We start from the raw sequence: 15,684 nt of genomic DNA, 5'->3' as shown, positions 1-15,684 counted from the left end.
CGCCGGCTGGGTGGCCGGCGCCGGTGGGCGCAGCATTGCTTTCGTATCGATGCCGCGGTGCGTTATCCGACGTTGCCCGATGGCGTCGCCTTATCGACGAGCGCCAGGTCGCCGCCCGTGTCGCCATCGCCCGCCTTGGCCAGCCCGATCCATTCGCACCGGGTTGCCTTCAGGCCGAGCCCGCTTGCGTCTTGCGCGATCTCAGATGTGTTCGACATAGTCCCTGAGCCTGTCGAGGCACTCGCCCCAGCCTTCCTGGTGCGAGTCGCGCTCTTCAACGGTCTCGAATGGTGTTTGCTGGAAGACCAGCCGGGTCTTGCCGCCGATATCGGCAAAGGAAACGGTAACGAGCGTATCGCTGCCGGGCTCGCCCTCTTCGTCCCATGCGAAGGTGAAGACGAGCTTCTCCGGCTCCCGCACTTCGCGATAGACACCGCCCATCCAGTAGTCGCGGCCTTCGGGCGAGCGGATGCAGGCGCGCCATGCGCCGCCCGGACGGAAGTCCAAGTTGACCGAATGCGGGGTGAAATCACGCGGTCCCCACCAGCGCAGCATGTGCTCGGGCGTCGACCAGACCCTGAAGACGAGGCTCGCAGGCGCTTCGAAGTCGCGCACGATTTCCAGGCCGATTTCCTTGCGTCTTGCGTTCGCGGTCGCCGCTGGCATGAATCCTCCTCGCTGGGCGCCCCAATGCACCCAGTCTTTAACCTTAGAGTTATTTAACTTATCGGTTAATATGCGGGCACGGAGGCGTTTGTCAAGGCAGGCTCAAGCGGCGATCTGATTTTTGTCAATTGATGCGAACGGGCGATACGCGGGCGGCTACCCGCCCGTATCTCGCTTTTCACGATAAGGCAGGCACCGGGTCTGCAGCCGAGCGAGCACTCGGCCGAAAGCTCCGGGGTCGTCGAGACTTCGAGCGAGGATCAGCGCACCCTGAATGCCGCCGATGATCTCCTCGGCAAGCGCTGCGCACTCGGCCCTAGGGGTGCCGTTGCGCTCGAGCGTGACGGCGAGGTCGGCGCGCCAGTCGGAGAAATAGCCGTTGAGTTCGCGCGCGAAGCGGTCATGGGCGCCGCTGGCCGCGATCACTCCCATCAGGCAGAGCCTGCGGCCCTGGCGGAAGTAGCTATCGACCGCGGCAAACATCACCTCCAGCGCCTGCTCGGCATTTTCCGTGTTGCGCAGCGCGTCGAAGATGTGGGTGCGGAACCAGGCGGCGATGTCGCCAAGCACGGCTTCGGCCATCTCCTCCTTCCCGCGGGGGAAGAAGTGGTAGAGGCTGCCTTTGCCGAGGCCGGTCTTCTCGGTGATCAGGCTGAGGCTCGCGCCGTCATAACCATGCTCGCGGAAGATCTCGGCCAGCATGGCGATGACGTCCCGGCGTTCGGCGACGACGCGGCTCATGCCGGTTTCCTCACCAGCGGATATTCGACCTTGGCGAAGCGGTGGAACAGCGCGCCGACGGCGACGAGGATCAGCGAGCCGGTCAGCACCGGGAAGAGCAGGAACTCGAAACCGGGATCGGCCGAGAAGACGACGAGGGGATTGGCGCCGGCCGGCGGGTGGGTGATGCGCAGCGCCGCCATCAGCGCGATCGCCACGCCGACGGCGATCGCCACCGCCCACCATTCGTTGGGGGAGACAGTCCTCAGAACGAGACCGACGAGGGTGGCGACGAAATGGCCGCCGACGACGTTGGCCGGCTGCGACAGCGGACTGGCGGCGACGGAGAAGATCAGCACGCAGCTCGCCCCGAACGGCGCCATCAGCAGGGGATGGCCGACGAGATTGGTGAGTGCGCCGATGGCCGCGATGGCAACAAGGCCGCCAATGCCGGCGATCAGGCCGCGGGAGATGTGGACGGGAGGCTGATGACGAAAGAAGAAACGACGCATGATTGTACCGATCAGTAAATTGTTTACCGATCGGTACAATGCTTTTGTGGTGGTGTCAAGCAGGCGGCTGGAAACCGGACGCGGCGGCGACCCACCGCACGCCTCTTCCCCTGCGCGTTCTACATGAGATCGCGGCGGATCCGCTTCTTGAAGTGCTTCTCGAAGATCTGGGTCCCGCCCTCATAGGCGACGACCTCGGCTTCTGTAATCCATTCGCTCTCCGTGCAATGGAGCGTCGAAGTCGAAACCGTCCGCACCGACCAGCCCTCACGCTTGGCGACGCAGGTCCAGGTCGAGGTTCCGATCATCGACAGCGGATCGTCAGGCGCGATCGACCAGGTTTCGTCGCGGATGTCCTGGGTGGCGAGGCCCGTATCCGGATGTTCGGAAAGGCCGGTGTCCTCGTAGATCCGGTAGTGCGTCATGCCGTGGGTCATGTCGCGCTCGACCGTCCGGCTGGTGCTGCCGCGCGTCAGTTCGCGGTACTTCGGCAGCGGGTCCGGGTTTGCCGGCTCGGGCACGACAATCTCCTTGTGTGCACCGAGCAGGGGCAGCGCCAGCGACAGGCTTGATGTATCGATCGTCAGGCCCGGATCCGTGGGCGATGGCAGGATCAACGGCCAATAGGAGGTGGAGAGCGACACGCGAATACGGTTGCCGGCGCGGAAGCGATAGCCGCAAGCGTCGAGCACCAGCGTGATCCGCGTCTTGCGGCCCGGCTCCATCGGCCGCGGCTGGGCGTTGCCGTCGCGATGCGCCAGGTTGAGCACGCCGAAGGCGACGCGGGTCGCGGTTCCATCCGGATGCACATCGACGAGGCGGACGGCGAGATTGGCGGTTGCCGCCTGGCAGGTGACCTCGACCGTCAGCGTCGGCTGACCGAGATAGTCGGCGGCTTCGAGCAGCGGTGCCGTCTCGAAGGTGAGCGAACCGGCATCGTCGATGCGCTGGTCGCCGGCCATTTCGGCGTCGGGCTTCAGCGTGAAATATTCGCCGGAGGCCGTGCCGGTATCGAGCGGCGATTTCAGGTAGATCTCGCCGATGCCGGTGCCGCCGGCCGAAGGCGTCAGCCTGCCGTCATGGGAAACGCCGAAGAGCTGCATTTCCGGGGACGCCCACGCATCCTTCGCCACCCAGCGGCCGGGATCGCTGTCGCGCCTAAGCGACGGGCGCGGACCGTCGAGAATATAGGCGCGCACCTGCGGCCCATCCTCGGCGCCGTTCTTCTCGTCGCGCAGCCAGCGATTCCACCAGCGGATCGCCTCGCCATGGAAATCGGCGCGCGGCTTCGGGAAGGCGAAATGCGGATACTTGTGTACCCAGGGGCCGATCAGCGCCTTCGCCTTGTCGCCGAGACCCTCGACCGCCTTCAGCGGCGTGTTGCGGTAGCCGTCGGCCCAGCCGGCAATGACGAGCGCCGGGATCTCGACGCTTCCGAAATCGTCCGAAATCGAGCCGTGCTGCCAGAAGGCGTCGCGGCGCTGGTGTTCCAGCCATTCCTCCATGAAGAAGGGCTCGTTCTCCAGCCGCTCCAGCCACATTTCCTTCCAGCGGTCGCCGACGATTGCGGGGTCCGGCGAGCGCGACTGGTAGCCGAGCATGGTCGCGGCCCAGGAAAGCTGGGCCGAGAGGTGGCAGCCGTTCTTGTAGTGGATATCGTCGTTGTAACGGTCGACCGTCGAGGCGATGGAGATGACGGCCTTCAGCGCCGGCGGCTTGAGGGCGGCGACCTGCAGGCAATTGAAGCCGCCCCAGGAGATGCCCATCATGCCGACCTTGCCGTTGGACCAGGGCTGCGCGGCGATCCATTCGATGATCTCGCAGCCGTCGGCAAGTTCGCGCGGCGTATATTCGCCGTCGATGACACCATCGCTTTCGCCGCAGCCGCGGATATCGACGCGCACCCCGGCAATGCCGGCGGCCGCGAAGACCGGATAGGTGGATTCGTCGCGCAGGCTCGTGCCGCCCTGTTTGCGATAGGGCAGGTATTCAAGCACGGCCGGTACCGGATCGGCTTCGGCGCCGGCGGGCATCCAGATGCGGGCGGCGAGCCGGGTGCCGTCCTTCAGCCGGATCCATTCGTTCTCGATCAAGGTGAATTCACGTTCGGACATGTCGTTCTAACTATCTCTTCGTTCGTTCTCTCGGGCAATTCGGGACGCGAAAGCGCGCCCCATTTTCACTGGAATTGCTCCATTGCTTTTCGCAATTCCTGACGCGAAACCGCGTTGCACTTTCGCTGGAATTGCTTAGCTGTCGAACCAGACGCGGCTGGCGACGTAACCGTTGGAAAGATCGTTGCCGATGTCATCGACGAAGCCCTTCAGCGAGGCCGAGGCGGCGTTCACATAGTCGTTGAAGACGGGCAGGATCAGGCCGCCTTCGTCGCGCACCGTCATCGCCATGGTGCGGTACATCTCCTTGCGCCTGGTCTCGTCGAGCTCGGAGCGGGCCTGGAGCAGGAGCTTGTCGAAATCCGCGCGCTTGAAGCGCGTGTCGTTCCATTCGGCAGTCGAGAGATACGAGGTGGAATAGCGCGCATCCTGTGTCGGCCGGCCGCCCCAATAGGAGGCGCAGAAGGGCTGGACGTTCCAGACGTTCGTCCAGTAGCCGTCCTCCGGTTCGCGGCGCACTTCGATTTCGATGCCGGCCTTCTTGGCACTTTCCTGGAAGAGGACCGCAGCATCGGCAGCGCCGGGGAAGGCGGCGTCGGAGGTGCGCAGAAGGATCGGCCGGTCGTGGCCGGACTTCTTGAAGTGGAAGGCGGCCTTGTCGGGGTCATAGGCCCGCTGCTCGATGCCTTCGGGCGCCAGCGCGTAGTTGCCGTTGACGGGATAGTCGTTGCCGAGCGTGCCGAAGCCGCCGAGAACCCGGTCGAGGATCGCCTGGCGGTCGACCGCATATTTCAGCGCAAGCCTCAGATCGTTGTTGTCGAAGGGGGCGGTGTCGCAATGCATCAGGAAGCTGTAGAAGCCCTTGCCGGCGGTGCGCAGGATCTCGACGCGCGGCGCCCGCTTCAGGAGAGGCACGGTCTTCGGGTCGATGTTGTTGATGAAGTGGACCTGGCCCGAGGAAAGCGCCGCGATGCGCGCCGTCGTGTCGTTCATCACGATGATCTCGACCGAATCGACGAAGCCGCGGTCGGAGCGCCAGTCATCGGCGTTCTTCTCGAAGGTGGCGCGCAGTCCGGCCTCGTAGCTTGAAAGCTTGTAAGGACCGGTGCCGATCGGCGAGGCCGGATTGTCGACGCCGCCCTTCGGCTGGATGATCAGGTGATAGTCGGTCAGCAGCAGCGGCAGGTCGGCATTGCCTTCGGTCAGCGTCAGCACCAGTGCGCCGGCCTTTTCCTCGATCGTCTTGATCGAGCGCATCAGCCCGAGGGCGCCGGACTTCGAGCCTTCGTCCGCATGGCGCTTCAGCGTGGCGACGACGTCGGCCACGGTCAGCTTGCTGCCGTCATGGAAGCTGACATCGCTGCGGATCTTGAAGGTCCACTCGGACGCATCGGCCGAGGGCTCCCAGGATTCGGCAAGTGCCGGCAGCGGCGCGCCGGTCTTCGGATCGGATTCGACCAGCGTGTCGCCCCAGAGGTGACCGATGACGAAGGAGACCGAACCGCTATAGGCGGCGGGGTCGAGCGAATCGGTGGTGGCACCGCCCTTGAGACCGAGCTTCAGGTGGCCGCCGCGCTTCGGCTCCTCGGCACGCGCGTCCTTGGCCGTCAGCGTGCCGCCAAGTCCGGCCGCAAGGCCAAGCACGGCGGTGCCGGCCAGAAAGCCGCGCCGGCTGATGCCAGCCGCGGCAAGGCCAGCCGGGACAAGAAGGCCGTCGGGTCGCTTCGTGAAGTCGGTCATTTCCAGGTTCCCTTTTTGTATGATGTTTCTCCCGCATGTCCCTTCAATCGTCGCCGATGGAAGGGAAAAACATGCAGCAGATCAAGGTGCTGCAGCGATCTACGCGCGTTTCAAGACGCGTGGCGCTGTGGGGAAAACCTAGCGCCTGCGGGGTCGTGCACAATTTCGCGACTTGACGCTGATTTACGCTCTTTTACGCTATCTCTCGACTGCTCCGGGCCGCAGCGGCCGGCGCGACGGGAGCATATGTTTGGGGGAGTGGCGTGCAGGACATCGAAATCTTCTCGGCCAATCTGCGTTTTGCCTGCGCAACCAGGCGTTCGATTTCGCAGATCTGCCGCGAGATCGGCATCAACCGGCAGCAATTCAACCGCTATATCGGCGGCGAGGCGCGGCCGTCGCCGCACAATGTCGCGCGCATCGCCCGCTTCTTCGGGCTTGCCGCCGAAGACTTTTCGCTTACCCCGAAACAGTTCGAGGCCCGGATGGTGCGGCCAGACCGTGATCGCTCGGATGCCGGCCTGCTGCTCGAAGGTTTTCCGGGCGATATCGTCGGTCTCCGGCGTCACATCGGCTACTATCAGACCTATCACGTCTCGCCGTCCTGGCCGGGGCTCGTCGTCTGCTCCTCGGCCCGGATCTACGAGGAGGCGGGCTCGATCCGGGTGAAGTCGATCGAGCGCATCCGCGATCCGATAAACGAGATCCAGCAATTCTCGAAATATGTGGGGCTCGTCACCTTCTGGCGAAACCGCATCTTCATCGCCGAGCGCAGCATCGGGCGGGAGCCGATGCTGGCGCAGACGATCCTTCTTCCGTTCGAAGTGCACCAGCGGGTCTATCTGCGCGGCACCACCATGGGGGTCTCCTGGCGCAAGGAGAACCTGCCCTATGCCTCGCGCATGATCTGGCGCTCTCTCGGCCAGCAGCCGGACCTGCGCCAGATGCTCTCGCGTTGCGGCGTGCTTTCCTTCGGCTCGCGCCATATGCCCCAGACCGTCCGCGCCTTTCTCGATACGCCCGATGCCGAGCTCTTGACCGTGCCCACCGAATATTGAGGCGGGGGCGCGGCCTTGTGATAGGTTTCGCCGACGCGGATCCATGGAGGAGGGATCATGAAATCTGCAGTGGCCGTCATCGCCTGCCTTTCGTCCGCTCTGCCGGCTCCGTCGGCGATGGCCGAGGAGGCGCGGGCGCCGATCCCGTCCTGTGCGCTTTCGGGCGCCTCCAGCGTCATGATCGGCGGCCAGCCGGCGCTTAGGCTCTCCGACGTCGCCAATTGCCCGCCGGAACTTTACGAGGTGGTGCCGAGCATCATGATCGAGGGCCAGCCGGTCGTGCATTTCCGCGCCGGAAGCGGCGCCACGGGCGATTGCTCGGCAAAGGGCGAGGCGACGGTGACCTTTGAAGGCGAGGCGGCGCAACGCCTGGGCGATGTCGACTGCCGGCAGAGGTAACGGAGCACACAGTTGCCAGAGCCGAGCGGCGGCGTGCGTTCAGTTGAACGCACGGCGTTCTAGTCGAACATCGCCAGCCGGGATCCTTCCTGAACTGCTTGCAGCGCCGGAGGGTTGGTGACCGGATAGCCGGCGATGAACCGTTCGACCGAGAAAAGCGGGAACTCGGTCTTAAGCCTCAGCGCGGTGCTCGCCGCTTCGGATGATTGCCCGACAAAAGCCTGGGCCATCGCCTGGAACATGAGGGTATTCGGCGATTCCTGTGAACTGTGTTCCAGCGCCGAAAGGCTCTCCGCGTGGCGTCCGGTGACGAAGAGGGCGCGGCCGAGCATGCCGTAATACCAGGGCGGCGCCAGGGGATTGAGGGACAGCGCCTTCTCGATCAGCGCCATCGCTTCGTCCGGGTCTCCAGCCACCAAAGCCTTGCTTCCGGCCAGCAGCGCCAGCGTGTCGGCACTGTGTTTGCCGTGCTGGAGCGCCATTGCCTGGGCGTCGGCCGCGCCTTTGAGATCGCCCAGGCATGCCTTGAGATCGCCAAGGCAGGTGTGGGCGAAGGGGTTCGTCGGATCGAGCCGCAGGGCCTGTTCTATCGCCGATCGCCAGTTCCCGATGGTCGTGGCTAGGTCGACGCCATAGCCGTTGCAGGCCTGGACGGAATAGGCGTAGGCCAGTTCGATCCAGGCCCTTACCCGTGCGGGGTCCAACTGGAGCGACCGCGTGAGAAGCTCAATTGCCGCGGCGTTTCCCTCCGCGCTGAACCGGTTGAGCTGCTCGACGCCGAGAAGATAATAATCGTAGGAGTGCAGGTTCGAGCGTGTCTTCTTGCGGCTGGCGCTACGTACGAGCGCGGCCAGCTTGCCGAAGCATCCTGCCAGCGCGTTGACAACGCTCTCGGTCAAATTGTCCTGAAGCGCGAGTATGTCTCCGATCGGCCGGTCATAGCGTTCGCTCCAGAGCGTCAGACCGGAGCGCGTTTCCGAGAGCTGGATCGTCAGCCGCACCTGCCGGTCGTCTGCGCGCACCTGGCCCGTCACCGCGTAGGTCGCGCCGACGGCCTGGACGTGGTCATCGTAGTTCTCTGGATGGTTGCCAAGCAGCTTCATGGTGTGAAAGCCGATGACGGGCAGGTCCGCATAGCGTGCGAGATCAACGCAGATATCCGACGAAAGGCCATCGGCAAACCGACGCCAGCGCTGCTCCTCGTTGAGGCTTTCGATCGGGAACAGGGCGAGCACCGGTGGTCCTTGCTCCGTCGCAGCCGCGGTCGTTCCCTCCGCTGGCCGGGCTATCTCCGACGCCAGCTCGATCTTGTTGCGAACGCCGAGCTTGCCGTAGATCGCCGCGAGATGGCTGCGCACGGTCGAGGGCGCAATGCAGAGCGCTTCGCCGATCTGGCGATAGGTCAGGCCGGCGGCAAAGCGTTCGGCAACCGCACGCTCGCGATCCGACAGGACCGCAGGCACAAAACGAGGCGTCAGGATGCGGGCCATACCTGCCTCCTCCTTGCCGTTCTACCGGTTCGTTCTGCTGCGGCTCCAGCAAAATACTACAAATGCTGGAAGCAAAACACCGCACATGTGCGATTGCCGCATAGCTCTATGAGGCTAGAGTTTGCGCTGAACATCACGTGGGAGGACGACCATGAGCAAGCTTCTGTCAGGCATGTCCGACTTCTACCACGCCGTATCCGAGGACGTCGAGCAGACGTCCGAGCCCGGCGACGGCCGCATCGCCAAGTGGTTTCACCCGAAGCGTCTCTTTGCCATGTGGGACGATCGCCAGCACTACCGCGATCAGCTTGCCCAAATGGCGGCCGATGCGCCGGAGCTGATCGATGACATCGGCCTGACAGAAAAGCAGGTCGATGTGGAGATCAAGAAGCATTTCTGGGAGCATTGACGCGAGCCCACGCGAAGCGTGAATGCGCCCGTCGCGTCGAGACGCGGCATTGGGGGCAGGGAAGCCGAACGCCTGTGCGCGGGCGGCTTCCCTTCAAGTTGCGCTCCACGACGGGCACGCATGTTTTCCGGCGCCGCGTCAGTTTCCGGCGCTTTCCATCCTTCGCGTCTTCAGGACGCGCTCCAACCAGCCGATCTCCATCTCCGGAACCGACTTCAAAAGCAGGTCGGTATAGTCGTCGAAGGGTGGCGACAGCACTTTCGACTTCGGCCCGAAGCGTACGAGGCGGCCGCGGTGCATGACCGCAACGCTGTCGGCGATCGCCCGGACGATGGCGATGTCGTGGGTGATGAAGACATAGGAAACAGCGGTTTCCTCCTGAAGCTTCAAGAGCAGGTTCAGGATGCCTTCGGCCACAAGCGGATCGAGAGCCGAGGTTGGCTCGTCGCAGAGGATGAGCTCCGGTTTGGCGGCCAAGGCGCGAGCGATAGCCACGCGCTGCTTCTGCCCGCCGGAAAGTTCGGCCGGATAGCGATCGAGGAAGCGACTGCCCATCTCGATCTGGTCCAAGAGCTCCTTGACCCGCTCCGTCTTCTTCTGGCCGCGCATGCCGAAATAGAAGGAGAGCGGCCGGCCGACGATGTCGCGCACCGTCTGGCGCGGGTTCATCGCCGTGTCGGCCATCTGGTAGATCATCTGGATGCGCCGGAGCTCGTCATTGCTGCGGCCCTTCAGGGCGCGCGGCAGTTCCTTGCCCTCGAAGGAGATGCGCCCCTCGGTCGGCGGCAAGAGGCCGGTGATGACGCGGGCAAGGGTGGATTTGCCCGAGCCGCTTTCGCCGACGATCGCCAGCGTCTGCCCTTTCGGCAGGTGCATCGAGACATCGTGCAGCACCTTGAAGCCATTGGCATAGCCGGCGCTGATATGCTCGATCTTCAACTGCGCTCCGGTCTGGTCGGTTGCCTCGTCGCGCTTGGTTTGCCGCACGCTGACGAGCGCACGGGTGTAGTCTTCCCGCGGCGCCTCGATCACCTGTTTGGTCGTGCCGTATTCGACGGTCTTGCCGTGTCGCAGCACCATGATGTCGTCGGAGATCTGGGCGACCACCGCGAGATCGTGGGTGATGTAGAGCGCGGCCGTATGCGTCTCCTCGATCGCGTGCTTGATTGCTGCCAGAACGTCGATCTGGGTCGTGACGTCGAGTGCGGTCGTCGGCTCGTCGAAGACGATCAGTTCCGGATTGGGGCAGAGCGCCATGGCGGTCATGGCGCGCTGGAGCTGGCCGCCGGAGACCTGGTGCGGATAGCGGTCGCCGAAGGTTTCCGGATTGGGCAGGCCCAGCACCCGGAAGAGATAGAGCGCCCGCTTCTTTGCCTCCTCACGGCTCATGATGCCGTGGCGGAGCGACGCCTCGATCACCTGGTCGCCGAGCCGGTGGGCCGGGTTGAAGGCGGCGGCGGCCGATTGCGCGACGTAGCAGACGCGGGCGCCGCGGATCGAACGGATGCCGTTCTTTTCGAGCGTCAGGATGTCCTGGCCTTCGAGCAGGACCTGGCCGCCGGTGATACGCACGCCGCCGCGGCCATAGGCGAGCGCCGAAAGGCCGATCGTCGACTTGCCGGCGCCGGATTCGCCGATGAGGCCCAGCACCTTGCCCTTCGCGACATCGAAGGACACGCCCTCGACGAGGGTGACGACCTTGGGCGGTTCGCCCGGCGGGTAGCTGGTCGCTTCGATCTTGAGGTTCTTGACGGAGAGCAGTTCAGGCATCGCCGCGTCCTCCCTTGAGGCTGGAGGTTCGTTTCATCAGCCAGTCGACCACGAGGTTGACGCAGATCGCGAGCGTGGCGATCGCTGCCCCCGGGATCAGCGCCGCCGAGATGCCGAAGATGATGCCGTCCTTGTTGTCCTTGACCATGCCGCCCCAGTCGGCGGCCGGCGGCTGGATGCCGAGGCCGAGGAAGGAGAGGGTGGAGAGGAACAGGATCGAGAACGCGAAGCGCAGGCCGAACTCGGCCAAGAGCGGCGACAGCGTGTTCGGCAGGATCTCGCGGAAGATGATCCAGAGCGAGCCTTCGCCGCGCAGCCTTGCGGCCTCGACGAACTCCATGACCGCGACATCGAGCGCAACGGCACGGCCGATGCGGAAGACGCGGGTGGAATCGAGCACCGCCATGACGAGGATCAGGATCCACAGATGCTGCGGCAGCACGGCGAGCACGACGAGGGCGAAGATCAGCGTCGGGATCGCCATCATCAGGTCGTTGAAGCGGGAGAAGAGCTGATCGGTGAAACCGCCGACGACGGCCGCCGTAAAGCTCAGGAGCATGCCCAGCGAGAAGGAGAGCACGGTTGCTGCCAGCGCCACGAAGATGGTGGTGCGGGCGCCGTAGATCAGACGCGAGAGCAGGTCGCGGCCGAGATTGTCGGTGCCGAGCAGGAAGTCGCCGCCGGCGGGAAGCCAGATGTCGCCGACCACGTCGCGCTCGCCGAATGGGGCGATGACCGGTGCGAAGACGGCACAGAAGGTCGCAATCGCGATGCCGGCGATGCCGATCCAGGCGCTCAAGGGGATGGATCTCAGGTTCATCGCGGGTGCCTCAGTCTCGGATTGGCGATGATGGCGAGAATGTCGGCCGCCATGTTGAGGAAGATGTAGAAGGCCGCGAAGATCAGGCCGCAGGCCTGGACGACCGGCATGTCGCGCACGGTCACCGCATCCACCATGTATTGTCCCATGCCGGGATAGACGAAGACGACTTCGACCACGACCACGCCGACGACGAGATAGGCGAGGTTGAGCGCGATGACGTTGATGACGGGCGCCACCGCATTGGGGGCTGCATGGCGTGCGATGATGCGGAACATGCTGAGACCCTTCAACTCCGCCGTCTCGACATAGGCCGACGACATGACGTTGAGGATCGCCGCCCGGGTCATGCGCATCATATGGGCGAGAACGACGAGAACGAGGGTTGCGACGGGAAGCGCGATCGCCGAAAGCCGTTCGGTGAAGCTCATGCTGTCATAGACGGTTGCGGGGAAGGTCGCGATGCCGAATTTGACGGCGAAGAACATGATCAGCAGATAGCCGACGAAGAACTCCGGCAGCGAGATGGCCGCGAGCGAGATGACGTTGATGATCTTGTCGGGCAGCCTGTTGCGGAACTGCACCGCCAGCATGCCGAGACCGACGGCGAGCGGCACGGATATGAGTGCTGCAAAAAAGGCGAGGAACAGCGAGTTGCCGAGGCGCTTGGAGATCTGTTCGCCGACCGAGTTCTTGCTCGCCCAGGAGGTGCCGAAATCGCCCTGCAGGGCGCCGCCGAGCCAGGAGACGTAGCGCTCGGTCCAGGGCTTGTCGAGGCCAAGGTCCTTGCGGATGTTTTCCACCGCCTGCGGCGTTGCCGACTGGCCGAGATAGGTGGTGGCGAAGTCGCCGGGAAGCGCCTCGATGCCGCCGAAGATCATCAGCGATACGGCGAAGAGCAGGCCGACGCTCAAGCCGAGGCGCTGCAGGATCAGCGCCGCGAGAGGGCGACGGAAGGTGAAGCGCCGCCAGAAGGTGCCGGCGATCTCACCATCGGCGGCAGGGTTGGGTTTTGCTGGTACTCCGGTAGGTTCGGCAGACCGCGGATGCGATGCATCCGCGGTCCCATCCGTCGGAACCGGACCAGTGAGCGGTCCGCTTTCCATCATCATGCGTCCAGCCACACTCGGGTCGCGACATAGCCGTTCGACATGTCGTTGCCGATATCGTGCACGTAGCCCTTCACCTGCTTGGTGGCGGCGTTCACGAAGTCGTTGAACATCGGCAGGATCAGGCCGCCTTCGTCGCGCACCATCATGGCCATGGTGCGATACATCTCCTTGCGCTTGGCTTCGTCGAGCTCGGAGCGGGCCTCGAGCAGGATCTTGTCGAAATCCGCACGCATGAAGCGGGTGTCGTTCCAGTCGGCCGTCGACAGATAGGCGGTCGAGTACATCTGGTCCTGGGTCGGACGGCCGCCCCAGTAGGAGGTCGAGAAGGGCTGCACGTTCCAGACGTTCGTCCAATAGCCATCGCCCGGCTCGCGCTTTACCTCGATCTCGATGCCCGCCTTCTTGGCGCTTTCCTGGTAGAGCACGGCCGCATCGACCGCGCCCGGGAAGGCGACGTCGGAGGTGCGCAGAAGAACCGGGCCGCTGTGGCCGGACTTCTTGTAGTGGAAGGCCGCCTTGTCCGGGTCATAGGCGCGCTGCTCGATGCCCTCGGGGAAGAGGGCATAGGTCTCGTTGATCGGGAAGTCGTTGCCGACCTTGCCGTAGCCGCCGAGAATGCGCTCAACCATGGTCTCGCGGTCCATCGCGTATTTCAACGCCATGCGCAGGTCGTTGTTGTCGAACGGCGCGGTGTTGCAATGCATGATGAACACGTAATGGCCGCGGCCCGACGTGTTGAGGATCTCGACCGTCGGCGCCCTCTTCAACAGGTTGACCGTCTTCGGATCGACACGGTTGATGAAGTGCACCTGGCCGGAGGAGAGCGCGGCGATGCGGGCGGTCGCATCGTTCATGGCGATCAGTTCCACCGAATCGACATAGCCGCGGTCGGTGCGCCAGTCGTCGGCGTTGCGCTCGAAGGTAGCGCGAACGCCGGGTTCGAAGCTCGACACCTTGTAGGGGCCGGTGCCGATCATCGCGTCGGGATTGTCGATGCCGCCATTCGGCTGGATGATGAGGTGATAGTCGGAAAGCAAGAGGGGCATGTCGGCGTTGCCTTCCGTCAGCGTCAACACGAGCTTGTCGCCGTCCGCCTTGATTTCCTTGATCGATTTCATCACGCCGAGGGCACCGGACTCCGATTTGTCGTCGGTGTGACGCTGCAGTGTCTTGATGACGTCGTCGACCGTCAGTTCCTTGCCATCATGGAACTTGACGCCTTTGCGGATCGTGAACGTCCAGGTCGACGCGTCGGCCGATGGCTCCCAGGATTCGGCAAGCGCCGGCACCGGCGCGCCTGTTGTCGGATGGCTTTCGACGAGCATGTCGCCCCAGTTGCGGCCGACGACGAACATGAATTGCGACAGCGCCTTGGCCGGGTCCTTCGAGTCCGTGGCGGCCGCGCCTTCGAGGCCGAGCTTCAGATGGCCGCCGCGCTTCGGCTCCTGCGCCGCCGCGCTGGTCGCAAACAGCGTGCCTGCCGTCGAGGCGAGAATGCCGGCTGCAGCCGCGCGGCCGAGAAACTCGCGCCGGTTCATCTTGCCGAGCATGACCTGTCGTGTGAGGTAATCCTTGTAATCGCTCATTCCCCTGTTCCCTTCTCTGTCGGCATTCGCCGTTCGTTGTGGTTGGTTAGAGATTGCTGCGTACAGCCATTGTATCGATGGCTTCGGATCGGCCCAAAGCGGCCGCTTCTTGTTCTTTCGGTGGCTTGTTCTCCTTCCCTCGGCCGGGGCGTCCTTCATTCAGATCGATAAGCGTAATCTCTGGAACACTTCTTGTAACGCCCTAAATTACAATTTATTTCCATAAGCTTGGCTTATGGATGCGTGTTTCGTGGCGCGCGGTCTCGTCCGCGCGTCCTGCCACGTCATCCTGCCGGTCGCCCGGCTCTGTTACCTGCGCCGCCATGCCTGGCGGCGTCTGTTCAGTGCGGCGGAAAACCGCGCACATTCATCCGCCTTCAGCGGCCCTTCCAGACCGGGTCGCGCTTCTCGGCGAAGGCACGCACGCCTTCCAGCTGGTCTTCACTCGAATAGAGGATGTCGACCGTCTTGAACTGCCGTTTGGTGATCTTGTTCATGGTCGTCTGGAAGGCCTCGCCTTCGGCGTTGCGGACCACTTCCTTGATCGCGGCGTAAACCAGCGGCGGTCCGCTTTCGAGCAGGCGGGCGAGCTCCCAGGCGCGTTCCATAAGCTTGCTCAATGGCAGGATCTCGTTGACGAAGCCCCAGCGGTGGGCCTCGGCCGCATCGAGCCAGCGGCCGGTCAAGAGCATGTCCATGGCGATGTGGTAGGGGATGCGCTTCGGCAGCTTGATCGAGGCGGCATCGGCGACGGTGCCGGAGCGGATCTCGGGAAGCGCGAAGGTCGCGTGCTCGGCAGCAAGGATCATGTCGGTCGAAAGCGCGATCTCGAGGCCGCCGCCGCAGCAGATGCCGTTGATCGCGGCAATGATCGGCTTGTTGAGGTCGCGCAGCTCCTGCATGCCGCCGAAACCGCCGACGCCATAGTCGCCGTCGACCGCGTCACCGGCGGCGGCAGCCTTCAGGTCCCATCCCGGACAGAAGAATTTTTCGCCCGCCCCGGTGATGATCGCGACGCGCAAGTTGTCGTCGTCGCGGAAGTCGCGGAAGATCTCGCCCATCACCCGGCTGGTCGCAAGGTCGATGGCATTGGCCTTTGGCCGGTCGATGGTGACTTCGAGAATGCCGCCTTCGCGGCGTGTGCGGATCGGTCCGGTCATGCGCGTCATTTCCTCCGGCGGATCAGGGCGTCGGCGGCAACGGCACCTTGGCCATTCGGCAACACCATCAATGGATTGATATCGAGTTCTTCGAGCTTGGAGGCGTTTGAAACGACATAGGATGCCAC

15 protein-coding genes are annotated in these 15,684 nt (G+C 64.0%); 3 read left to right on the top strand and 12 right to left on the bottom strand.

The genetic code is table 11. The features are described from left to right. Positions 1 to 62: 62 nt before the first annotated feature. From AC0C6X_RS27265 to AC0C6X_RS27240, 6 genes are all read right to left on the bottom strand, one after another. Positions 63 to 218, bottom strand: a complete 156-nt coding sequence (locus AC0C6X_RS27265; protein ID WP_173517290.1) for a hypothetical protein — start codon at positions 216 to 218, stop codon at positions 63 to 65. Continuing rightward, positions 202 to 666: an SRPBCC domain-containing protein gene (locus AC0C6X_RS27260; protein WP_247958440.1), complete on the bottom strand. Its 465-nt coding sequence runs from the start codon at positions 664 to 666 to the stop codon at positions 202 to 204. Before AC0C6X_RS27260 ends, AC0C6X_RS27265 begins: the two co-directional genes overlap by 17 nt. Positions 667 to 822: 156 nt before the next feature. Further along, complete coding sequence (locus tag AC0C6X_RS27255; protein ID WP_247958439.1) at positions 823 to 1,407, bottom strand: TetR/AcrR family transcriptional regulator; 585 nt, start codon at positions 1,405 to 1,407, stop codon at positions 823 to 825. After that, the gene (locus tag AC0C6X_RS27250) at positions 1,404 to 1,898 is read right to left on the bottom strand and encodes an HPP family protein (protein WP_472956188.1); all 495 of its coding nucleotides are present in this window, start codon (positions 1,896 to 1,898) and stop codon (positions 1,404 to 1,406) included. Before AC0C6X_RS27250 ends, AC0C6X_RS27255 begins: the two co-directional genes overlap by 4 nt. Before the next feature lie 119 nt (positions 1,899 to 2,017). After that, on the bottom strand, positions 2,018 to 4,012 hold the full coding sequence (locus AC0C6X_RS27245) for a CocE/NonD family hydrolase (RefSeq protein ID WP_472956187.1): 1,995 nt from the start codon (positions 4,010 to 4,012) through the stop codon (positions 2,018 to 2,020). Positions 4,013 to 4,147: 135 nt separating this feature from the next. After that, positions 4,148 to 5,752, bottom strand: a complete 1,605-nt coding sequence (locus AC0C6X_RS27240) for an ABC transporter substrate-binding protein (protein ID WP_173517285.1) — start codon at positions 5,750 to 5,752, stop codon at positions 4,148 to 4,150. Positions 5,753 to 6,024: 272 nt separating this feature from the next. On the opposite strand from AC0C6X_RS27240, the gene AC0C6X_RS27235 reads away from it, so the two are divergent. Together AC0C6X_RS27235 and AC0C6X_RS27230 are read left to right on the top strand one after the other, a co-directional pair. Further along, positions 6,025 to 6,810, top strand: a complete 786-nt coding sequence (locus AC0C6X_RS27235) for a helix-turn-helix domain-containing protein (RefSeq protein ID WP_376741660.1) — start codon at positions 6,025 to 6,027, stop codon at positions 6,808 to 6,810. Positions 6,811 to 6,867: 57 nt separating this feature from the next. Beyond that, positions 6,868 to 7,209 carry a PAAR domain-containing protein gene (locus AC0C6X_RS27230; protein ID WP_173517283.1) on the top strand — a complete coding sequence of 114 codons (342 nt, stop codon included), beginning with the start codon at positions 6,868 to 6,870 and terminating at the stop codon, positions 7,207 to 7,209. Between the two features lie 59 nt (positions 7,210 to 7,268). Here AC0C6X_RS27230 and AC0C6X_RS27225 read toward each other — a convergent pair whose 3' ends face one another. Continuing rightward, positions 7,269 to 8,699 (bottom strand): LuxR C-terminal-related transcriptional regulator, encoded by a 1,431-nt coding sequence (locus tag AC0C6X_RS27225; protein ID WP_173517282.1) that lies wholly within the window; start codon positions 8,697 to 8,699, stop codon positions 7,269 to 7,271. Between the two features lie 151 nt (positions 8,700 to 8,850). Here AC0C6X_RS27225 and AC0C6X_RS27220 point away from each other — a divergent pair, with 151 nt between their 5' ends. Beyond that, entirely contained in the window at positions 8,851 to 9,108 is a 258-nt protein-coding gene (locus AC0C6X_RS27220; protein ID WP_173517281.1) for a DUF1127 domain-containing protein, read from the top strand. Between the two features lie 138 nt (positions 9,109 to 9,246). On the opposite strand, the gene AC0C6X_RS27215 is transcribed toward AC0C6X_RS27220, so the two are convergent. The 5 genes from AC0C6X_RS27215 to AC0C6X_RS27195 form a co-directional block, all read right to left on the bottom strand. Beyond that, positions 9,247 to 10,878 carry an ABC transporter ATP-binding protein gene (locus tag AC0C6X_RS27215; RefSeq protein WP_173517280.1) on the bottom strand — a complete coding sequence of 544 codons (1,632 nt, stop codon included), beginning with the start codon at positions 10,876 to 10,878 and terminating at the stop codon, positions 9,247 to 9,249. Continuing rightward, entirely contained in the window at positions 10,871 to 11,698 is an 828-nt protein-coding gene (locus AC0C6X_RS27210) for an ABC transporter permease (protein ID WP_472956185.1), read from the bottom strand. The genes AC0C6X_RS27215 and AC0C6X_RS27210 overlap by 8 nt, the downstream gene beginning before the upstream one ends. Next, positions 11,695 to 12,807 carry an ABC transporter permease gene (locus AC0C6X_RS27205; protein WP_472956227.1) on the bottom strand — a complete coding sequence of 371 codons (1,113 nt, stop codon included), beginning with the start codon at positions 12,805 to 12,807 and terminating at the stop codon, positions 11,695 to 11,697. Before AC0C6X_RS27205 ends, AC0C6X_RS27210 begins: the two co-directional genes overlap by 4 nt. Next, positions 12,807 to 14,396: an ABC transporter substrate-binding protein gene (locus AC0C6X_RS27200; protein WP_173517278.1), complete on the bottom strand. Its 1,590-nt coding sequence runs from the start codon at positions 14,394 to 14,396 to the stop codon at positions 12,807 to 12,809. The genes AC0C6X_RS27205 and AC0C6X_RS27200 overlap by 1 nt, the downstream gene beginning before the upstream one ends. A gap of 377 nt (positions 14,397 to 14,773) precedes the next feature. Beyond that, positions 14,774 to 15,556 (bottom strand): carnitinyl-CoA dehydratase, encoded by a 783-nt coding sequence (locus AC0C6X_RS27195; RefSeq protein ID WP_472956183.1) that lies wholly within the window; start codon positions 15,554 to 15,556, stop codon positions 14,774 to 14,776. Between the last annotated feature and the right edge of the window lie 128 nt (positions 15,557 to 15,684).

Source organism: Ensifer sp. VA4 (genome assembly GCF_055710065.1).
This window is presented reverse-complemented; position numbering and strand designations above follow the sequence as displayed.